Annotated in this window: 16 protein-coding genes; 15 read left to right on the forward strand and 1 reads right to left on the reverse strand. The window is 43.7% G+C overall.

Annotated features, from left to right (window positions below; translation table 11 throughout):
* Nucleotides 1-321: 321 nt before the first annotated feature.
* The 3 genes from M3202_RS16770 to M3202_RS16780 all read left to right on the forward strand — a co-directional run bounded on the left by M3202_RS16770 (nt 322) and on the right by M3202_RS16780 (nt 5,608).
* Entirely contained in the window at nt 322-2,244 is a 1,923-nt protein-coding gene (locus M3202_RS16770; RefSeq protein ID WP_251224426.1) for a PTS mannitol transporter subunit IICBA, read from the forward strand.
* Nucleotides 2,245-2,371: 127 nt separating this feature from the next.
* Entirely contained in the window at nt 2,372-4,459 is a 2,088-nt protein-coding gene (locus M3202_RS16775; RefSeq protein WP_251224427.1) for a BglG family transcription antiterminator, read from the forward strand.
* A 6-nt stretch (nt 4,460-4,465) separates the two neighbouring features.
* Nucleotides 4,466-5,608: a mannitol-1-phosphate 5-dehydrogenase gene (locus M3202_RS16780; protein ID WP_251224428.1), complete on the forward strand. Its 1,143-nt coding sequence runs from the start codon at nt 4,466-4,468 to the stop codon at nt 5,606-5,608.
* 154 nt (nt 5,609-5,762) lie between these two features.
* Here M3202_RS16780 and M3202_RS16785 read toward each other — a convergent pair whose 3' ends face one another.
* Nucleotides 5,763-6,398 carry a LysE family translocator gene (locus M3202_RS16785; RefSeq protein WP_251224429.1) on the reverse strand — a complete coding sequence of 212 codons (636 nt, stop codon included), beginning with the start codon at nt 6,396-6,398 and terminating at the stop codon, nt 5,763-5,765.
* 228 nt (nt 6,399-6,626) lie between these two features.
* Between M3202_RS16785 and M3202_RS16790 the strand changes: the two genes are divergently transcribed.
* The 12 genes from M3202_RS16790 to M3202_RS16845 all read left to right on the forward strand — a co-directional run bounded on the left by M3202_RS16790 (nt 6,627) and on the right by M3202_RS16845 (nt 21,332).
* Entirely contained in the window at nt 6,627-7,307 is a 681-nt protein-coding gene (locus M3202_RS16790) for a FadR/GntR family transcriptional regulator (RefSeq protein ID WP_251224430.1), read from the forward strand.
* A 56-nt stretch (nt 7,308-7,363) separates the two neighbouring features.
* A complete protein-coding gene (locus M3202_RS16795) occupies nt 7,364-8,032 on the forward strand; it encodes an MOSC domain-containing protein (protein ID WP_251224431.1) in 669 nt (222 codons plus the stop codon).
* A gap of 210 nt (nt 8,033-8,242) precedes the next feature.
* A complete protein-coding gene (locus M3202_RS16800; RefSeq protein WP_251224432.1) occupies nt 8,243-9,940 on the forward strand; it encodes a sigma-54 interaction domain-containing protein in 1,698 nt (565 codons plus the stop codon).
* A 372-nt stretch (nt 9,941-10,312) separates the two neighbouring features.
* Complete coding sequence (locus M3202_RS16805) at nt 10,313-12,385, forward strand: hydantoinase/oxoprolinase family protein (RefSeq protein ID WP_251224433.1); 2,073 nt, start codon at nt 10,313-10,315, stop codon at nt 12,383-12,385.
* 2 nt (nt 12,386-12,387) lie between these two features.
* Nucleotides 12,388-14,163, forward strand: coding sequence for a hydantoinase B/oxoprolinase family protein (locus tag M3202_RS16810; RefSeq protein WP_251224434.1), 1,776 nt, complete (start codon nt 12,388-12,390; stop codon nt 14,161-14,163).
* A gap of 21 nt (nt 14,164-14,184) precedes the next feature.
* Entirely contained in the window at nt 14,185-15,435 is a 1,251-nt protein-coding gene (locus M3202_RS16815) for a M20 family metallo-hydrolase (RefSeq protein ID WP_251224435.1), read from the forward strand.
* 85 nt (nt 15,436-15,520) lie between these two features.
* Nucleotides 15,521-16,855 (forward strand): NCS1 family transporter, encoded by a 1,335-nt coding sequence (locus M3202_RS16820; protein WP_251224436.1) that lies wholly within the window; start codon nt 15,521-15,523, stop codon nt 16,853-16,855.
* A 324-nt stretch (nt 16,856-17,179) separates the two neighbouring features.
* The gene (locus M3202_RS22590; RefSeq protein ID WP_251224437.1) at nt 17,180-17,806 is read left to right on the forward strand and encodes a GntR family transcriptional regulator; all 627 of its coding nucleotides are present in this window, start codon (nt 17,180-17,182) and stop codon (nt 17,804-17,806) included.
* 75 nt (nt 17,807-17,881) lie between these two features.
* On the forward strand, nt 17,882-18,250 hold the full coding sequence (locus M3202_RS16830; RefSeq protein ID WP_251224438.1) for a VOC family protein: 369 nt from the start codon (nt 17,882-17,884) through the stop codon (nt 18,248-18,250).
* The gene (locus tag M3202_RS16835; RefSeq protein WP_251224439.1) at nt 18,247-19,023 is read left to right on the forward strand and encodes an SDR family NAD(P)-dependent oxidoreductase; all 777 of its coding nucleotides are present in this window, start codon (nt 18,247-18,249) and stop codon (nt 19,021-19,023) included. The genes M3202_RS16830 and M3202_RS16835 overlap by 4 nt, the downstream gene beginning before the upstream one ends.
* A 116-nt stretch (nt 19,024-19,139) precedes the next feature.
* Nucleotides 19,140-20,222: an Ldh family oxidoreductase gene (locus tag M3202_RS16840; protein WP_251224440.1), complete on the forward strand. Its 1,083-nt coding sequence runs from the start codon at nt 19,140-19,142 to the stop codon at nt 20,220-20,222.
* Nucleotides 20,223-20,297: 75 nt separating this feature from the next.
* Nucleotides 20,298-21,332 (forward strand): tripartite tricarboxylate transporter substrate binding protein, encoded by a 1,035-nt coding sequence (locus M3202_RS16845; RefSeq protein ID WP_251224441.1) that lies wholly within the window; start codon nt 20,298-20,300, stop codon nt 21,330-21,332.
* The last annotated feature ends 22 nt before the right edge of the window (nt 21,333-21,354 follow it).

Here is a 21,354-nt window from a genome sequence, read left to right on the forward strand (position 1 = left end):
CAAGGGCTCAAGAGCGTACTGGAACGTTATGAAACCCTTCGTCAGACTTAACTGAAACCGCCGTATACGGATCCGTACGTACGGTGGTGTGAGAGGTCGGGGGTTAGTCGCCCCCTCCTACTCGATTCATGGCAGCTGGGAGATCTTCTTCTGAAAAGAAGGATAGTTATTCCACTATAAGGAGACACTTATAACTTGAGAAACAACAGGTTTGTCATAAGCAGGACGACAAAGTTAGTTTTCATTGTCGTTGAATCCCTGTTTGAGGCTGCTCTATGATTGAGTTAGCAGTTATGATTATTTTTTGAAAGGAAGAATGAAATGGCACAATCAAATATGAAGGTTAGAGTGCAGAAGTTTGGTAACTTCCTCAGTTCAATGGTATTGCCGAATATTGGTGCTTTTATTGCATGGGGATTGATTACAGCTCTATTCATACCAACTGGTTTCTTTCCAAATGAAAGCCTTTCCAGTTTGGTAGATCCGATGGTTTCCTACCTGCTGCCGCTTTTAATCGGTTACACGGGAGGAAAGCTGATTCACGATCATCGAGGAGGGGTTGTCGGGGCGATTGCGACGATGGGTGTGATCGTCGGCGCGCCGGATACACCGATGTTCTTAGGAGCAATGGTGATGGGACCGCTCGCGAGTTATGTCATTAAGAAATTTGATCAGGCGATTGATGGAAAGGTCCGGGCAGGCTTTGAAATGCTCGTCAATAATTTCTCTGCCGGTATTCTCGGGGGGATTTTAGCGATTCTCGCCTTTCTTGGGGTAGGTCCAGCCGTAAACGGCTTTACGCAAATTCTGGTGGCTGGTGTTGACTGGCTGATCGATGCCGGGCTCTTGCCATTAACGAGTATTCTGATTGAACCGGCGAAAATTTTATTCTTAAACAATGCGATCAACCACGGTGTGCTGTCTCCGATCGGGCTGGAGCAGGTGCGGGAAGCGGGCCGCTCGGTGATGTTCCTGCTCGAAGCGAACCCGGGGCCTGGTTTAGGGGTGCTGCTCGCGTTCATGCTGTTTGGCAGAGGGATGGCCAGACAGTCTGCACCGGGTGCGGCGCTGATTCATTTTGTCGGCGGGATTCATGAAATTTACTTCCCTTATGTATTAATGAAGCCGATGTTATTAGTATCGGTCATTCTTGGTGGTATGAGTGGGGTTTTCACCCTCGTCCTTTTAGGAGGGGGACTTGTTTCACCGGCCTCGCCGGGTAGTATTATTGCGATTACACTGGTCACGGCTCCAGAAGGGATGGTATATGTCGCAAACTATGCCGCTGTCCTTGTCTCAACTGTCGTGTCGTTCGTCATTTCGGCGATTGTTCTGAAGTCGGGCAAGCAGACAGAAGAGGATCTGGACGAAGCAACAAAGAAAATGGAGGAAATGAAGGGCAAGAAGAGCTCTGTTGCTGGACAGGTGACAGGTGGAGCAGGAAATAACAAAACTTTGCCGAAAGAGGTCAGTAAGATTGTTTTTGCCTGCGATGCCGGAATGGGATCAAGCGCGATGGGCGCCTCGCTGCTCAAGAAGAAAGTAAAAGAAGCAGAGCTTGACGTGACGGTTACGAATACGGCGATCAGCAATATTCCGGCCGACGCCGAGGTCGTGATCACGCAGGAAGAATTAACGCCGCGTGCGCGCAATAAGGTCCCTGACGCTTACCATATTTCAGTTGATAACTTCTTATCAAGTCCGGAGTACGATAAGCTGATCGCCGGCCTGCAAAATGGCATTAGCGGAGAGCAGGCGGAGCTAATCGAACAGGCTGAGAAAGAAGCGGCGGACATCGAGCCGAATCTCGATCAAGATGATGATCTGTTGCTTGAAGAGAACATTTTTATCGGCCAGAAGTTCGCGACGAAGGAAGAAGCGATTCGCTTTGCTGGTGAAGCGCTGGTGAAAGCCGGATATGTGGAAGACAACTATGTAGAAGCGATGTTGGAGCGGGAAGAGATTACCTCAACGTACATGGGCAATAATGTCGCGATCCCTCATGGAACGGAAGAAGCGAAGAAGGCGGTCATTAAATCCGGTTTCACGATCGTCCAAGTGCCGGACGGCGTTGACTTTAATGGTGAGCAGGCTAAGCTGATTTTCGGTATCGCCGGGAAAGACGGGACGCATTTAGAGATCCTTTCAGGCATTGCTGTCATTTGTGCAGAGCAGGAAAATGTCGATCAAATGGTTGAAGCGAAATCAGCTAAAGAATTAATGGAAATAATTAACCGCAAATAAATGCGTTTGTGCGCCGGGGCCGGACGGGAGGAAGAAGGCAACGGCGCGCTTAAGCACGCAAATTCCACTCCACTGTTACTTTTTTTCTCTTGGAAGAAACATCTAATAAGTGAAATGAGTGAGAAGAATGTTTATTACCTCAAGGGAAAAGTCGATTATTGATCTCATCGTCAAAACATCAGGAAAACATACCGTTCATTCTTTGTCGACATTTTTAAATGTTAGTGTGCGCACAATTCAAAGGGATCTGAAATCAATAGAGAAAATGTTACGGCAATTTGAATTAGGGTTAGACCGTACAGGAAATGAAGGTTTGTTTATTAAGGGGAAAAATGAACAGATTTACAGGTTGATTCAGCATTTGGCGAACGTCGATCCAACCGATGAGACACCTGAGGAGCGCAAGTTGAGATTGCTCGTTACCCTGCTGCACGAAGGACCTTCTTTTAAAAAACAGGTTCTCGCTCAACAGCTTGGGGTCAGCGGGGCGACGTTAACCTCTTACCTCGACGATATAGCGGACTGGCTAAGTAAATTTTCGATCACGGTAACGAGAAAAAGAGGAGTTGGAATTGAACTGGTGGCGCATGAAGAGAACAAGCGCCATGCTTTAGCCAGTTATGTCCTCATTTATTTTTATGAGGATTTGCTGGAAAGTTTGTATTTGCTCCAGCAAGGAAAGACTAAAACGGATCACATTCTCGGCTATTTTGTTCCTGAGTATTTCGGGGCGATTGACGAGCTGCTCCAGCAGGAAATTAAGAAAGCGCAAATCAGTCTGGCAGACAGTGATTATATCGGTTTGATTGTCCATATTTGCCTGACGATGCAACGGACGGAGCAGCGTTTCCTGTTAGAGCTTGATTATCCTGCTGAAAGTGAAAAGACAGCCGAATTTCAATGGGTGGCAAAAATATGCCGGGAGCTGAAGGAGCGGCTGTCGATTCCGATTACACAAAGCGACATTCATTTTTTAACAGTGATTTTAAGAGGCTCGAAAGTACAGACGGATGAGTCGGTCTATTATGATAGCATCGTGCTCGGAAAGCTGATAAAAGCTGTTATTAACGAGGTGTCAGCTAAGCTGCATGTTAATTTATCGGACGACTTCTCCCTGTATCGCGGCTTGCTTGCCCATATGGCTCCTGCCATCTATCGGCTGAAGCAGCAGCTCGAATCCTTTAATCCGCTGACTGAGGACATTAAAAGAAAATACCCCGTCCTTTTTATGGTCGTCAAACAAAGCCTGGAGACACATTTTAAAGATATTCCCTTTCCCGAAGATGAAGTTGCTTTTATCGTCCTCCACTTTGGTTCGGCGTTACTGATGAGAGAAGAAAAGGTCAGCATAAAAGCAGTTGTTGTCTGTCCGACGGGCATCGGTACCTCGAAAATGCTGGCAAGCCGGATCAAAAACGAAGTAGCTGAAATTAAAACGGTTGATATATTGTCGATTAAGGATTTTCAGACGGAGGATCTTGAAGAATATGACCTTGTTATTTCCACGGTGAGGCTGCCTTTTACTAATATTGATTACATTTTGGTGAGCCCGCTGCTTGATGATCATGACATTGAAATCATTCAGCAGCATTTGCAGCGTAATGTAGAGCGGGTAACGAGAAACAAGCAGTATTTGGCTCCTGTCAATCAGCCTGTTGCGGCGCATCAGGCTACCCGGCTGCCCGCTATCCGGATTCTTTTGCAGGAAATCAAAGATGTCTATTCCAGCATGGATTCGATCCTCGATCATTTTAACGTCTTTCATCATGCCGGCAACGATTATTGGAGTGTGTTAACAGAGATGGTGGAACGGGCGGAGCAGGACGGACTCCTCACGAATCCGGCGGATGTTATCGAGCGGCTGAAGGAGCGGGAGCACACGGGAGGTCTTGGCATCCCGCAAACGACGATGGCTCTTTACCATTGCCGGGCGGACGGGGTCCGTGAGCTGATTTTTCAAGTCGCCCATTTTGGCCAGCCGTGTCGGATGAAAGGAATGGATGGGGAAGAGATGCCGGTTAAGAACTTGCTGTTAATGCTTGCGCCGGAGAATATGAATAAACGAGAGCAGGAAATACTGAGCATGATTAGTACGAGCTTAATTGAGAGTGACCGGGCGATGATGATCTTCTCGTCCGCGAATGAAACGATGATCCGCCAAAAGCTGGAAGATCTATTTTTAGACTATTTACAAAATCAATTGATAAAGGACTGATTTAGTTTGAAGCAAACTGTCCATTTTGGAGCCGGAAACATTGGCAGAGGATTTATCGGTGCCTTATTTTCGCAATCCGGCTACGATGTGATCTTTGTCGATATTGCGGAACAAATTATTAACCAGTTAAATGAAAAAAAGCATTACGACGTCATGCTGGCGACGGAACAGAAAGAAACGGTAACGATTGACAAGGTATCTGGATTAAATAATCTAAGTCAGGAAAAGGAAGTCATCGAGGCGATTGGGAACGCCACCTATTTAACTACCGCGATTGGTCCGACGATTTTACCAAGAATCGCGCCGTTAATCGCCCGCGGAATTGCAAAGCGAGTCGCTACCACCGATGAAAAATTATATGTGATCGCCTGTGAAAATCAAATCGGGGCGACAGATCTATTAAAGCAGCATATTATTGACCAGCTTGATGGGAAAACGAAGAGCAGGCTCGAAGGAAGAGTGTTCTTCTTCAATTCTGCCGTAGACCGGATCGTGCCGATTCAGGTGCAAGATTCTCTTGATGTGCTCGTTGAACCTTATTTTGAATGGGTAGTCGAAACGAACGAGCAAATTCCCGCTGTTGATGGAATGAAAATCGTCGAATCGCTGGCCCCTTTTATTGAGCGCAAATTATTTACGGTCAATACCGGCCATGCGGTGATCGCCTACTTCGGCTATCTCGAAGGAAAAGCGACAATTGATCAAACATTGGCTGATGAAAAGATTGAGGCGCAGGTTGAGGAGACATTGAAGGAGACAGGGGCTTATCTCGTAAAAGCGTATCGTCTTGATGAAAAGGAGCATCTTGCCTATATTCACAAGATCATCGAACGATTTAAAAATCCATACTTGAATGACGGCGTAACGCGAGTTGGAAGAGCGCCAATCCGCAAGCTGGGCCCTGAAGACAGGCTGATTCGTCCGGCAACGCAGGCGCAAAAAGCCGGCTTGCCTTATCATAATCTCGCTAAGGCGATCGCTGCCGCGTTGCTGTTTGATGATCCCGGAGATCAGGAAGCGCAGGAGCTTCAGAAAATGATTCAGGAGAATGGACCTGCCTATGTACTGAACACGGTAAGCGGACTGGATGAAAAGAGCGAAGTGGCGCAAGAGGTGATTCGCCAGTATGAAGCATTGAAAAGTAGGTAAGCCCATGAGCGAACGACTGGACCTCTGTCAAAAGTAGACAGAGGTCCAGTCGTTCCGTATGTCATCCAAATTGGCAGCAAAAGAGAGGAATGACGGAATTCTGTTCCGAGTAGGGTTTCTCCTGTTTCCCGCGCATCCTTTTCGGGGGAATTTGCTATTGCTGTTTTTCCAGTGCTAATTTAATTCCGAACCCGATTAAAATAACACCTGTTACTTTATCCATTAGACGCTGAACTTTGACAGACATCAGCCAATTGCGTAAATAGTTTATAAAAAATACATAGAGAAGAAACCACGTGATCGATAAGACGGTGTGGATGATCCCCATAATCATGAGCTGAGCAGGCACTGGAATCGCGCTGCCGCTGCTGACAAACTGCGGAAGGAAAGTAAGATAAAACAGCGCCACTTTAGGATTGAGAACGTTGGACATCAGCCCTTGCTTAAAGGCGGATTTGCGGCGTCTCGTTCGACCATCCTGCTTGGACTCCTGACCTGTATGCCCCTGTTTGTTTGCCTGGAAAAATGAAGAAGCCCCTAGATAAATTAAATAGACTGCTCCAATATATTTCACAATTTCAAAGGCAAGGGCTGACTGCATCAAAACAACAGAAAGGCCAAAAGCAGCGGCACATGTGTGAACTAATGTGCCTGTCGTTATTCCTAACGCCATTTTGTAGCCATGTTGTCTGCCGTCGGCAATGGTTCTTTTTGTTATAAGCGCTGTATCAATCCCGGGACTCAAGACGATAAATAAAGTCAACAGTAAAAACGGAAAGAAATCATTCATATTCTCACTCCTCGCCACGTCATGAAATGAATAAAAAATATAATTTAATATTTGTTAAATATAAATTAACATAAATGCTCAAAAAGAGGAAATGTTTTTTCACTTTGAATCCACCCCGGGATGTGCACCCTTTGGGACAGGCGATTCCCCTTATAGGCATGTTCCATGGGGAAAGAGTAGTTTACATCCGATCATTCTCCCGTTAAAATATAAACAGGAGATGATCAGATGAATTCAGGAGAAAAGCAATCTTTGTCCAAGGTTCAGCACCGAAAGCTGGTTGATCAAGTGTTAGAGCAATTAAAGCAATATTTGCTTTCAGGGGAATTCCAAGTGAACGATAAGATTCCGACAGAGCCGAAGCTGATGGAGGAATTGGGTATTGGCCGTTCAACATTACGGGAAGTCATTAAAATATTAGTCTATGCTGGCGTGCTCGAAGTGAAGCAAGGGGCTGGCACTTACATCCGCTCGCTTCATTTTTCGTCCAATCAATTTGAACAGCGGCTGAATGAAGCAAAGCAGGAGGATATTTTTGAAGTAAGGAAAATGCTTGACCTTGAAGTCGTCCGTTTGGCGGCCAAAAGACGAACGGAAGAAGATCTTTTGCAGCTGAAGGGCTATCTGGATAAAAGGAATCAGGCTCTACAGGAAGGAAACTATTCAGCCTATATCGATTTTGATATCGAGTTTCATGCAGCGATTGCCAAAGCAAGTCAAAATACCCTTCTATACGAGCTCTATCAAACGATCACGCCGAAGCTGCGGAATATTTTAAGCGGACTTATTTTAAAAACGGATCGCTATCAGGATAATACAGAGATCCACCTTCGGCTTTTCCGTGCTATTTTAGAGCAGGATCCGGACGAAGCTGAAACATGTGCAAGAACCAATTTGGAGCGAAAATAACTCCAAATTCTATTCTAAAACATCTGATGATATGATGTATAAAGGAGGTTTTTTTCATGCAAGTGCACAGCTTTAAAGTACAATCATTGAATGCTGGAAAGATTGAAACACTCACCTATGGCAAAAGAACATTTCAATCGGCGATCAGGAAAAAAGCCATTCAGGAGCCGATTTATGTGAGCAAAACAGGATTACTAGCTGATGAGCAGGCATATGAGCATCACGGTGGAGTTGATAAGGCGCTATGCTTATATCCTTATGATTATTACCCGTATTGGCGCGGCGTTGTTCAGCATTTCAGCGAGACTGCCTTATTCGGAGAGAATATCACGGTTGAAGGATTAACAGAGCAAAACGCTCATATCGGGGATGTCTTCGCATTTGGTGAAGCGCTGATCCAAGTGTCAGAGCCGCGAAATCCCTGCTATAAGCTGGCGGCAAAGTATGAAGTGCCCGATATGGTGAAGCGTATGCGGGACACCGGCTATACGGGTTTTCTGTTCCGGGTGCTGCAGGAGGGAACCGTCACGCCGCAGGATGATCTCGAGCTTGTCGAGCCAGATCGTGCGAAGGTTTCCGTGGCAGCCGTAAATGATGTGAAATTCTTTGACCGCTTTAATAAAGCCAAGCTTGAGACCGTCTTAGCGGTTGATGCTTTGTCAGCGAGTTTAAAAGAGACGTTGCAAAAGCAGTATGAGTCAAAAAGAGCAAATGAATGGGGATAGAGTGGTTTTAATGAGGCAGGGTGCTGGTGATAGTTATAGCGTAAGATGTAAAGGATTCTTATCTTGATGGAGCGGAGGCAATTAATAGATAAAAATAATTTTAGGAAAGTCTCTACATGATTTTTGCAGAGCAATGGTGATAGAAAAAAATAAAGTATATTATGGTATTAATATTCTTAATAATCTTACTTGTGCAGGGGAGTTGATCCAATGAAATGGAAAGAATTAGATCTGGATTTTCCTTTAGGCGTACTAGTGGTTGATTGTAAAGGTACTATTTTATTTGCTAATAAGTTTGCACAAATAAGGTTAATGAAGGTAGAAAACCCTTCAATGTTGACGATTCAACACCTACTACCAACTAGCAATATTATTCGTGTCATAAAAAATGGGAGACACGAGGTGAACCAGCTTGAATTGGACGATTCTTATTATCTTTTAGAGTTCCCACTGGAAAAAGGTGATAGGGGAGTTATTATTCTCGTGCCTGAGAATGTCTTCCAGAATATTATTGAAAAGTCACCCGCGTATACGTCCCTTTTACAAGAAACGGAATCAATTATGAATTTGTCAGGAGAATTGGTGACCATTACTGACCATAACGGAATCGTACTTCGCGTTAATAATACATGTGAAAAAATCATGGGGATAAAAGAATACGATTTTGTGGGAAGGTCTGTTCTTGATTTACAGAAATCAGGGGTGGTTAATTTATCATCAACGGCCAAAGTGTTAGAAACAAATCAAAAGGTAACGCTTCAGCAAGTGACAAAATCAGGGCGACGGCTTTTGGTTAATGGCTATCCGATTTTTCATAATGACGGTGAACTAAGCAAAGTGATTAATATATCAAAGGATATAACTGAAATTGGTGACTTGAAAGCCAAGCTGGAAGAAACGAATCGTACATTAACCTATTATCAGGAGGAGTTGCTAAAACTTCAGCATAAGGGAAATGATTTAATCTTTAAATCAAAATCCATGGAAGAAGTATACGGATTAGCCAGCAGGATCGCTAACGTCGATGCGACGGTTCTAATTCAAGGGGAAACCGGTGTGGGGAAAGAAGTATTGGCCCGGACCATTCATAATTTAAGTTCAAGACGGGACAAGCCGTTTGTAAAGGTGAACTGTGGGGCTATCCCTGAAACGTTAATAGAGTCGGAGTTGTTTGGTTATGCAAAAGGGACATTTACAGGTGGAAACAGTAATGGGAAGGTAGGGCTCGTCCAGGCTGCTAATCACGGAACGTTATTTTTTGATGAAATCGGGGAACTTCCATTTAACCTTCAAGCAAAGTTACTTCAAGTTTTACAGGAAAAACAATTTACTCCATTAGGAACAACTAAGAATATAAACGTCGATGTTCGGTTTATCACTGCTACCAATCGGAAATTAGAAGAAATGGTGAAGGAAGGAACCTTTCGTGAAGATCTATATTATCGTCTGTTCGTCATTCCGATTACAATCCCTCCTTTGGCAGAAAGAAAGCAGGATATCCCTTTTTTATTAAATCATTTTATTGAACGATATAATCAGAAATACAAGCAAGCGAAGAGCTTTGATAAAGATGTGATTGAGTTTTTTATGGAGTTGGATTGGAAAGGGAACGTCCGCGAATTACAGAACACGGTTGAGCGATTGGTCGTAACCGTTCCGGAAAATCGGATACAAATTCATCATCTGCCCGAGAATCTTGCAGGAGAAAAACCAATGCGCTTTTCTACAAGAAATCTGAATTTAAAGTCAGCCATGGATGAATATGAAAAATCACTAATTATTGAAGCATTAAAATCCTCGTCAACTTTAAAAGAAGCTAGCGAAAAACTAGGCATTGATCCGTCAACAATTGGAAGAAAAATAAAAAAGCATTCTATTGAAATTGCGAAATTGCAACATATATTGTGATTTCGCAATTTTAGTAGAATGTTTATTTTTCGGTTGTTTCTGATTATTTATAATGTTTTGTTATTTTATGGGTTGCAATATTGCAAGGAGGGTACTAGCTGTTTTTTTGTAAAAGCTTGTTATAGAGAGGCCGCTGAAAAACACCCTTTTTCGTAAAGCGAAGAAGAGTAATAGTTTCGCACGTTGCGCGCCTCGCTTCGAGAAGCCCACTCGTAGCAAGGCTTTTGAAATCAGGAAACGGATACGCTCATTACGAAAAAGCTGCTGAAAAAGTGAAAATCGTCCTTTTTCAGCAGCTTCGTTAGAGAGGGATTGTTAAGTTGGCACGATACTTGCGTTACTACTTTTACTACTAGTATAAGGAGGAAGGATATGAAATTATTCGGTGTAGATGTAGGAGGCACTTTTACTGATGTCATTTTCAATGATACGGAAAGCAAGTTAACAGAAATTCATAAAGTTCCTACCACTTTAGAAGACCCGTCAAAAGGTGTAGTACGTGGAATATTGGAATTATGCGAGCAACAAAGTATTGATAAGACAACAATCGATCATATCTTTCATGGAACCACAATTGCTACAAATGCAATTTTAGAGTATGACGGGGCGAAAACTGGGATGCTAACAACAAAAGGGTACCGGGATATTATCCACATCGGACGCCATCAAAGACCTCATAACTATTCAATCATGCAGGAAATTCCTTGGCAGGACAGACCGTTAGTTCAAAGAAGAAATCGTCTTCCTGTGACTGAGAGGCAAGGGCCGGCAAAAGGGGAGGTCATCACCACATTAGATGAGCAGGAAGTGCGGAGTTCGGTAGCGACATTGAAAAAAGCAGGCGTAGAATCGATCATTGTCAATTTCTTGTTCTCTTATATTAACCCGCAGCATGAGCAACGAGTAAAAGAAATTATTAATGAGGAATATCCGGAGGCGTTTGTAACGATTTCATCAGATGTCTCTCCACAGTTTAGAGAGTTTGAGCGTTTTACAACGGCAGCGGTGAACGGATTTGTTGGCCCTAAAGTTAAGAACTACATTAAAAACCTTGAAGCGAATTTAAAGGAATGTGGAATAGAAGCTGAGTTACATATCATGTGTTCAAACGGTGGCGTCGCAACGCCAACAACAGTTTCAGAAAAACCGGTAAATACGTTATTATCGGGGCCGGCAGCAGGGATTCTTGGAGGAGCTTGGTCTGGTCAATTATCGAACCGTAGCAAGCTTATTACCTTTGATGTCGGTGGTACTAGCGCAGATATTGGAATTATCACGGATAGTGGCTATGCAGAATCTTCCGCCCGCGACACATGGATTGCCGGTTACCCCGTAATGGTGCCGATGATTGATATCCATACAATTGGGGCAGGGGGTGGAAGTATCGCTCATATTGATGAAGGAGGAGCCTTTAAAGTTGGACCAAGAAGTGCCGGATCCCGCCCTGGACCCGCTTGTTATGGCCATGGTGGCTTAAAGCCTACAGTTAGCGATGCGAATGTGGTTCTGGGCCGGATTGATAGTGAAAACTTCCTTGGTGGCGAAATGCAAATATTTACAAACGCAGCATATAAAGTGATTGAAGAGTTAGCTCAGCAACTTGGCATGAGTACCGAAAAAACAGCCGAGGGTGTGCTGCAAATCATGAATAACAATATGGCGAATGCGATTCGAGAAAAAACGATACAAAAAGGCGAGGATCCTCGTGAATTTACTTTAGTAGCATTCGGTGGAGCAGGTCCTCTTCATGCAGTAGAAGTCGCGCAAATCTTAAGTATTCCTGAAGTTCTTGTGCCACTTTATCCTGGCATTAACTCAGGAGCTGGATTACTGACAACAGACCTGAAATACGATGTGATTAAGACTGAATTCATGTTAAGTACAGAACTTGATTTTCTACAGCTTAATGCCGACTATGATGCTCTTTCCGCTCAGTTGGTTCTGCAGTTAATTGAAGACGGAATTAAGAAAGAACACATCCAAATAAACCGCAGTGCAGATTGTCGTTATGTAGGACAAGGATATGAGCTTCGTGTGGATATTCCGACTGGAGAGATTAATGAAGAGACGATTCAGGAAGCATTTGAAGCCTTCCATGAGAGTCATAAAGTAGAGTATGGACACCATTTTTTGGAGAGTCCAATTGAGATTGTTAATATCCGCGTGACAGGTGTTGGTGAAATGCCGAAAATTGAAAAGAAGGACGTGAGTCACCCGTATAAATTAGACGACGCGATTGTGAAAAAGGGCGAAGCAACCTTTAATATAGGCGGAAGTCTTGAAAAACTCGAAACAACCTTCTATCAACGTAGCAAACTCCCTGTTGGAGTTGAATTTAGCGGGCCTAGTATCGTCCTTCAAAAAGATACGACAACTGTGATTCCTCCTAATTGTACTGCGCATGTGGAAAAATTCGGTAATATCATCATTAAGGTAGGTGTGTAAAAATGGCATACACTGACACAAAGAAAATGGATCCTATTACAGTTCAAGTTGTACTGGGAGCACTGGAAAATGTCGCTGTCGAAATGGGCCATAAATTAGCTAGGATGTCCTACTCCAGTATTATTCGCGAATCCGAAGATTTCGGTTGTGCCTTAGTTGATATTAAAGGGCAGCAATTATGTGAGTCTACCCATAGTACACCTCTTCAATCCGGCCCTATCCCAGGATATGTGAAAGGGATTCTGCAAATTATGGAGGAAAGAGGGGATTCCATTAATCCAGGGGATATTATTATGCACAACTCTCCTTATCATGGAGGTTCCCATGGGCCTGACGTTGGCTTTTGCATACCTGTATTTTATAAGAATGAATTAATAGGCTTCTCGGTGACAACTGCCCATCATTTAGACATCGGTGCCTCTACACCAGGAAGTTGCGGAATTGTTGATGCGGTCGATGCCTATGCAGAAGGTCTGCAATTTAAAGCAATTAAAGTTTATGAAAAAGGCGTAAAAAATCAATACATCTGGAATATGCTTCGCGATAACATCCGTGCGGCAGACATGGTTGTAGGGGATATGGAGGCGCAGATCGCCTCTGCCAAAATTGGAGCACAGCGCTACCTTGAAATCGTTGAAAAATACGGGATAGATGTCATTGAAGCAGTGACAGAAGAGCTAATGAATTATTCAGAAACGATGTTGAGAAATGCTATTAAAAAACTGCCTGATGGTGAATATACGGCTGAAGGATATTTGGATGGCTATCAGGACAGTGACGACCCAGCCCGAAAAGACTTGAAAATCGTTGTGACGGTAAAAGTCAAAGACAGCGACATCACAATAGACTTAACGGGAACATCCCCACAGGTTCCAGACAGACCGATCAATATGCCGTTAATGGGTACAGTCGACATTGCGATCTATTTAACACTAAGATCAATCCTGCTCGATTCAGAGACATATGGCAACTTTCCACAAAACTCTGGTTTAACGCGTCCGGTCAATATTATTGCGCCAAAAGGGACGCTGGCTAACCCTACTTTCCCGGCACCGACAATTGCACGTTTTTGTTCTGGTAATATTATTGCAGACACTTTAATGAAAGCCCTAGGGAACGTTGTACCACAGCAAATTAGTGCGGGTGTTGGAAATTTACAAGTGGTTGCTTTCAGTGGAAAAACAGAGAATGAAGACTATTGGGTCTATATGGATATTATGGAGGGGAGCTATGGTGGTCGATATGGAAAAGACGGAATGGATGCGGTCGATACATTATATGCGAATACAAGGAACAACCCTATTGAAGATATAGAATCCCATTATCCACTTAGGGTGAACCGATACGAACTTCGCGATAACGACTGTGCTCCTGGAAAGTGGCGCGGCGGAATCGGTTCTATTCGCGAAATTAGTTTTATCTCAGGCGGTAGTGTTTCCGTCGAAGGAGATGGACATAAATACGAGCCTTGGGGATTTAAGGGTGGAAAAAGCGGAGCGGTTGGTGGTCTTTCGATTCGCGATTCTGAAGAGGGCGCTTTAAAAAAGTTACCTTCTAAACTAGCAAATACACCAGTTAGAGCGGGAAGTGTACTTCAATTAGTTGGTCCTTGCGGGGGAGGCTATGGAGATCCATTAGAGCGTGATCCAGAGAAAGTCTTAAGTGATATGTTAGATGGCTATATTACAAAAGAGAAAGCCTACGAAGATTATGGCGTTTTTATCACGGATGCCAATGAAATTGATTTTGGCAAAACTGCCGAAAAGAGAGGGAAGTAAGGGAAACGAAGGAGGCTGGACATGCAGACGTTTTATAAGATTAACAGCAAAAGAGTCTATTCACGAATTATGGAACTGGCTGAGATTGGAAAAGTTGGCGACACGGGGGTTAAGCGGCCTGCCCTAACAAAAGAGGATAAAGAAGGACAACTACTTGCGACGAAGTGGATGGAAGAAGCCGGTTTAACCGTTTCCCATGACCATTTCGGAAATGTAATCGGAAGAAAAGAAGGGAAGGATCCTTCCCTCCCCTCAGTGATGCTCGGCTCTCATATTGACTCTGTGCTAAATGGTGGACGATTTGACGGTATCATTGGCGTCATTGGTGCCATCGAGGTTGTTCAAACGATTACTGATGAAAACATTTCCCATGATCATCCAATTGAAGTTGTAGCTTTCTGTGAGGAAGAAGGTTCAAGATTTAATGATGGTCTATTTGGGAGCAGAGGGATGATTGGGCAAATTGACGTAGGGAGTTTAAAAAAGCGGTTCGATGATAATGGAATTTCCCGATACGAAGCTCTTAAGACATTTGGTTTTGGGATTGACCCCGATAAAATAAATGAATCTGTACGAAAAAAAAATGAAATTAAATTATTTCTTGAAATGCACATTGAACAGGGACCTTATTTAGATGAAACGAATCAACCGGTCGGAATCGTCAAAGGTATAGCCGGTCCTGCTTGGTACACGATTTCACTTGAAGGTGTTGCAGGTCATGCGGGGACAGTTCCGATGGGAATGCGTCAAGACCCAATGGTCGGTGCCGCTGAAATCATCACCGAAATTGAGAAGATATGCAAGCAGGATCCAGAGGCGGATACCGTCGCCACGGTTGGAAGGATTCAATCCTTCCCCGGTGGTAGCAATATTATCCCGGCTAAGGTAGAATTTTCGCTCGACTTGCGTGATATCGATAGAGAAAGAAGACAAAACCGATATGATGAAATCAAAGAAAAAATCAAAAACGTTTGTGCTGCGAGAAAACTCAGCTACTCGATAGAAACGAATATGGAAATCGACCCGGTTCCCTGCTCTGAAAAATTAGTCAAAACGTTTCTCGACGTCAGTAAAGCAAAGGGCATTAATGCTCCGATCATGATAAGTGGTGCAGGACATGACGCCATGTTAATGGCTGCTATAACCGATATTGGAATGGTGTTTGTACGATGTAAAGACGGTATCAGCCATCAGCCTAATGAGTTTGCTACAGAAGAGGATATTGCAATAGGCACTGAATTATTATTAGAGGCTGTTCTTCAACATATTTAAGGAAGAGAGGGTGCGGTTTCCTTAAAACTGCACCCTTATCTGCAAAATAAGAATTCGGAAAATTCAATTATTAGGAGTGGTTACTATGAGTACTGAGCTTAACAAAGACTCAAGGCGCGAATCATTAAATCCTGTATCAAACAGTGGCAGAATCTTTGGCTTACCAAGTTATATTGCATTGTGGATTTCTTCTATGGTTGTTATTCAAATCTTTATGGTCGGACAGTCATTCCTTCCTCCTGCCGGGCAGCTTAACATCACCCAGGCCGTCGTTGTAATGGTTATTGCGGCTCTTTTAATAGGTCTGTTCTTTGTTCTAAACTCAAAACCGGGAATGGAGTACGGGATTCCGTTCATTGTCCAGGCCCGAACAGCATTTGGCTATAACGGTGCAAGGATTGCTTCGTTAATCCGTGTCCTTCCTGCCGTATTTTGGTATGGAATTGGTTCATGGATTGGTGCCAGTGCAATGGATTTTATTACAGTTACGATTTGGGGATGGGGAAATATTTGGCTTTATTTTATTCTGTTCCAAGTATTACAAACATTGATTGCTTATTATGGTATTCAATCAATTAAATGGTTTGACTCTGCGCTTTCTGTTGTTATCCTTGGATTTTTAATCTATATCGTGGCGCAGTTATTTCGGGTGGGAAGCGATAATATGCTCAGCAGCTTTCAGACTACCGGTACATGGGGCATGCCTTTTTATGCAGCGATCACCGCATCCGTAGGAGTTTTAATTACCGCGACGATTAATAACGGAGACTTAAGTCGCTATTTAAAAAATGAACCAAAAAATAACTGGATTGGTCATATCGTTGGTGTTGTTCCAATGTTTGTCCTTATGCTCGCCATTGGAGTTCTTTCTGCGGCAGCAACGGGGATTTGGGATCCGGTACAGGCATTGGTTTCCGTTATTCCAAATCCAATAGTTGCCGTCGCATTAATGATTTTTATCGTCATGGCCCAGTTTACGAGTAACCTTACGATTAATATCGAACCGCCTGCAATCGTATTGATGGAAGTATTTAACTTGAAATGGAGCACCTCGGTTATTATCGTAGGTATCCTCAGTATTATCACATTCCCATGGTTGCTAATTTCGAGTACGGCATTTAATACATTTATTGCATTCTATTCAGCGTTCCTCGGACCACTCCTCGGAATATTACTGGCAGACTTTTATCTTGTCCGAAAGCAGAAGTTAAATATCGATGAATTATATAGCGATAATGTAAAATACAATTTATTAGGACTCGGCTCTTTAGTCATTGGTGGGATAATTGGAATTATTTTCTTGGAGATTTCGTGGATGGTCGCGTTACCGGTTGGAGGATTTCTTTATTGGGCCGGTTATCAATATCTGCCGGCATACAAAAAGCAGCTTTCTCAGGTCGACGTCCATATAGGCAGTTAAAAAAAGGTAACAGAAAAGGGACACCGGCTATCCGTGCATTCTGTTCAGGGGGCTGAAGGAGGGCACCGTCCCGCCGCAGAGAAAATGAATGGGGAAGATTTAATTGGAAAGATGCGTTGATGAACAATCGACGCTTTTTTTTTTGCGAAATCCATTTGACATTTCAAAAAAGTCAGAATATAATCACTTGTATACAACTTGTATGTAAACTTGTATATTTATTTTATTTGTGAAAGGAGGAAGATGCGAAAGGAGGTTTTCGACAGATAGAATGCTTTAAGTTGCCTACAGGTCGTGTTTTTTGTGGAAAAGGATGTGGTTGTGGTGGGCCCTCGTATTCTCCTTAAAGATGTGGCATATAAAAAAATTATTGAAATGATTCTGCAAGGGGATTATTTTACTGATAATCATACGTCAGAGAATCAGTTGGTAGAATTGCTGCAAATGAGCAGGACGCCGATAAGGGAAGCTTTGCAACGACTTCAGCACGATGGAATCGTCAAGATCATCCCGAATCAGGGCATTGCGATTCAGGAGCTTTCTCTGAAGGAACTGAACAATATGTTTGATATGCGGCTGGCGATTGAAACCTTTTCTTTAAGGCAAATTTTTCGTTCCATTACCGACCAGCAAATTCACTATTTGGAGCGAAATGTTGAGCAGCAAAGAGAAGGGTTTTTAAAGGACCAGGACTTCGTGAAATTTCTAATGCTTGACGGGGAATTTCATGAGCATTTAATTAAAATCAATGATAATAAGCTGTTCATTGATACGATGTCGTATATTAGGACACGTTTTTTCTTTGATATTTCGCGTCAAAAATATCCGGAAACGACACAAAAGCGGATTGAAGAGCACGCCCGGATCGTCGAAGCTATTAAAGCAAGAGATGAAGAATTAGCAATTAAGGAATTAAAAACTCATTTAATTAACGCGAAAGCAAATATATAGTATCAAGGCTGATAAATAAAATGAATGCTGGGGAGATGGAAAGTATGCTCCCCGGCTTAAGGAGTGAGCTAGCAGATGAAGGACAATAATGTAAGCGCTTTATTTCATCATATTCATTTACATGTTGATGATATTAACAGCATGGCGAATCTATTTGAAAAAGTCGGGTCAGCAAAATTTATCAAGAGAACGGTCGTGGGATCAAAGGAGATTCTTCACCTCAAGTTTGACGGGGTCAGCTTGTTATTATCGCCAACAAACGGAGAGAGACCGCCGGGGATCAATCATCTCGGGATCTCAAGTCAGGAATTTGATAAGGTCTCTGAGGAGTTCAGGGAAGAAGGCTGGGAGGTGATAGACAATCTTGTCAATAACGACTTGCGAATGCAGTTTTTAAAGTCTCCTGAAGGGGTGATTATTGAATTACTGGAAGAAAAACAATGATCAGAAGGGATGGTTCGATGGTTGATGCAGGAAAGAATGAAAAACAAGTTGCCTTAGTGACAGGGGGAGCAACAGGACTTGGGAAGGCAATCAGTCTTGAGCTGGCCCGCGCCGGGATGAATGTGGCGGTGAATTATTCACGATCTGAAGATGAGGCAAAGACTACTGTTGAAGAGCTAACGGCCCTTGGTGTCGAGGCGATCGCCTTGAAAGCCGATGTTTCGTCAAAGGACGAGGTAGACTTGATGGTACAGTCAACGGTTGAGCGGTTTAACAGGCTTGATGTTGTCATTGCAAATGCGGGGACGACGGTGTTTCGTCCGTTTGAAGATCTTGAAGGTGTCAGCGAAGCAGATTGGGATCGGATTATGAATGTGAATGTGAAGGGGATTTGGCTGACGGTGAAAGCGGCCGCTCCTTATATGAAAAGCCAAGGGAAAGGAAGTGTTGTCATTACGTCTTCCATTGCCGGATTAAGCCCTAGTGGAAGCTCTTTGCCATACGCTGTTTCAAAAGCAGCAGCCATTCATTTAGCAAAAGGTCTGGCGAAGGCGCTTGGCCCTGAAATCCGGGTTAATGCTATTGCTCCCGGAATCCTCGATACAAGGTGGACGAAAGGGCACAGTGATGCTGTCATTGAACAGTATGTAGCGAATTCACAATTGAAAGCGCTTCCTAAGCTTGAGGATTGTGTCAAGCAAGTGCGTACTTTTATTGAAGCCGATACGATAACCGGTACGGTGGCAACAATCGATGCCGGAGTGACTCTTTAAGGGAATAGGCGAACAGCTGGAAATAAGCACTTTTTTATAGCATTTAAAGACTGATTATTAGTAATATTTAGAATTATATGTTCGTGTTTGTCCAATCTTAAGCGGGAGGTTTTGCAATGAAAGCAGAAAATTTTGTTGAAAATGTGGAAAATGTAAAGGTTCCTTTTTCTGATATGAAAGAATGGTCGCAAGCATTGTTTCAGGCTGTCGGCATGGATGAAGAAGATGCAGAAATAACGGCCGATAATTTAGTGACCGCTGATTTACGTGGCGTTTATTCTCATGGTGTCATGCGTGTTCCCATTTATGTTAAGCGCTTACAAGTGAATGTGACGAGTCCGACGGCAAAATATGAGGTGATTCGCGACTCAAAAGCGACAGCTCTGATTGAAGGACATAACGCGATGGGTCAGGTTGTAGGGAAGCACGCTATGGATCTGGCCGCTAAAAAGGCAAAGGAATACGGCGTCGGCTATGTCGCCGTGAGGGGAAGTAATCATTACGGTGCTTCAGCTCATTTTGCGCAAATGGTTTTATCAGAGGATATGATCGGAATGACGGGAACAATTGGCGGAAACATTATGGCTCCATGGGGTGGGACGGATCGGCGTCTCGGCAATAATCCTTTTGCGATCGCGATACCGGCATTGACAAAAGAGCCGATCGTGCTCGATATGGCGAATAGTGTCGTGGCAAGGGGAAAGATTGTTCTCGCCAAGAAAACAAATCAACCGATTCCGGATGACTGGGCGTTTGCGCCAGATGGCACACCGACGACGGACGCTACCGATGGATACAATGGCACGGTTCAGCCGGTTGGGGGCTATAAAGGCTATGGACTGACGTTTATTACAGGAATTCTTTCTTCGATATTGTCAGGAGCGGCATTTGGCCAGCACTTGACCGATTCAGATTTATATGAAGAGTTTACAATCCCGCAAAATATTGGACATTATATGCAGGCAATCGATATTGCGAGCTTTATTGATCCTGAGCTGTTCAAAAGACAAATAGATGAAGCCATCGAGTATATGCACAATTCTCCGAAAGCAAAAGGAGTCGAGCGGATTTATGTTCCGGGAGAACCCGAAGCGCTGAAAGCAAAAAAGCAAATGGAGGAAGGGATTCAATATCCGCTATCGATGATAGAGGAACTGAAGGAGTTAAGTCAGGAGTTAGGCGTCAGCGCCCGGTTTTAACGAATGGCTCGCTTACTTGTCGATAAGGTTTGGGTGCCAACATTTCACGTATGAAAAATATGGAGAGTGATCGTAATGAATAGCGGAATAAAGTTATTTTTAGTGGGTCTTATCGTCATGTTATTTGCTGTAGTATCGGCTTGTGGAAATGAAGGGGCGGCTCCGTCACAAGGGGAGGAAGCGCCTGAAGGAGCGGGAGAAGTCGATTTCCCGACAAGAAATTTTGATTTAACAGTGCCATTTAGTCCAGGAGGAGGAAGTGACGTGAGCGCCAGGCTTGTCGAACAATATTTCGCTGATGAGTTTGGTTACACGATGAATTTTAATTATCGGGACGGTGCGGGAGGAGCAGTGGGAATGCTGGAGTTTGCCAATACAGGCTCCGATGATGGCCATGATATCGCAACCTTTAATTTTCCTCATATATCCTTGCAGCCGGCTTCCGGAGTGGCCGAATATCAAATTGATGATTTTGAAGTGTTTGCGCAAATAGCCAGTGATTATACCGTATTTGTCGTACCGGCTGACAGTCCATGGGAAACATTGGAGGATTTCGTTAATGATGCGAAAAGCCGTCCAGGCGAATTGAATATCGCCCTTGCCCAAGTGATGGAGCCGGCTCATATGTCTTATGTGCAGCTAATTGATGAAGCTGAAATCGAAGCGCCAAGGATCACGTATCAATCAGGCGGCGAGCTATTAAGCGGCATTCTCGGCGGCCATGTTGATTCAGCGATCGGATCGATGGGAACAACGATGCAGGAAGTGAATACAGGAAGCTTGAGGGCGCTGGCAATTTCCGCGTCGGAGCGTTTGGAACGCTTCCCTGATATTCCGACTTTTAAAGAACAAGGATACGGGATCGAAACGCATATTGGCAGATTGTGGCTGACGCCGGCCGGTGTGGATCCACAAGTATTGCAACGGCTGGAGGATGGATTTAAAAACATCGTCGATAATCCTGAATTCCAGGAACAAATGGAAGGAACCGGATTTGTTATTGACTGGATGGGAAGGGAAGAAATCCAGGAGCATATTCGTAATTTTGATGCAACTTCGGCAGATCTGGTCGAGCGATTGACGCGGGATCTGGAAGAACAGGGGGAGTAATGCAGTGAAATCATCAAGGATA

Origin of the sequence: Halalkalibacter oceani, from assembly GCF_023715605.1 — a bacterium.
Taxonomy (GTDB): Bacteria; Bacillota; Bacilli; order Bacillales; family Bacillaceae_D; genus Halalkalibacter; species Halalkalibacter oceani.

Bases quoted from the DNA above. Each gene is read 5' to 3' on its own strand.
- M3202_RS16770 (WP_251224426.1), top strand. From the start codon at position 322: ATGGCACAATCAAATATGAAGGTTAGAGTGCAGAAGTTTGGTAACTTC.
- M3202_RS16775 (WP_251224427.1), top strand. From the start codon at position 2,372: ATGTTTATTACCTCAAGGGAAAAGTCGATTATTGATCTCATCGTCAAA.
- M3202_RS16785 (WP_251224429.1), bottom strand. From the start codon at position 6,398: ATGAATGATTTCTTTCCGTTTTTACTGTTGACTTTATTTATCGTCTTG.
- M3202_RS16790 (WP_251224430.1), top strand. From the start codon at position 6,627: ATGAATTCAGGAGAAAAGCAATCTTTGTCCAAGGTTCAGCACCGAAAG.
- M3202_RS16795 (WP_251224431.1), top strand. From the start codon at position 7,364: ATGCAAGTGCACAGCTTTAAAGTACAATCATTGAATGCTGGAAAGATT.
- M3202_RS16800 (WP_251224432.1), top strand. From the start codon at position 8,243: ATGAAATGGAAAGAATTAGATCTGGATTTTCCTTTAGGCGTACTAGTG.
- M3202_RS16805 (WP_251224433.1), top strand. From the start codon at position 10,313: ATGAAATTATTCGGTGTAGATGTAGGAGGCACTTTTACTGATGTCATT.
- M3202_RS16810 (WP_251224434.1), top strand. From the start codon at position 12,388: ATGGCATACACTGACACAAAGAAAATGGATCCTATTACAGTTCAAGTT.
- M3202_RS16815 (WP_251224435.1), top strand. From the start codon at position 14,185: ATGCAGACGTTTTATAAGATTAACAGCAAAAGAGTCTATTCACGAATT.
- M3202_RS16820 (WP_251224436.1), top strand. From the start codon at position 15,521: ATGAGTACTGAGCTTAACAAAGACTCAAGGCGCGAATCATTAAATCCT.
- M3202_RS16830 (WP_251224438.1), top strand. From the start codon at position 17,882: ATGAAGGACAATAATGTAAGCGCTTTATTTCATCATATTCATTTACAT.
- M3202_RS16835 (WP_251224439.1), top strand. From the start codon at position 18,247: ATGATCAGAAGGGATGGTTCGATGGTTGATGCAGGAAAGAATGAAAAA.
- M3202_RS16840 (WP_251224440.1), top strand. From the start codon at position 19,140: ATGAAAGCAGAAAATTTTGTTGAAAATGTGGAAAATGTAAAGGTTCCT.
- M3202_RS16845 (WP_251224441.1), top strand. From the start codon at position 20,298: ATGAATAGCGGAATAAAGTTATTTTTAGTGGGTCTTATCGTCATGTTA.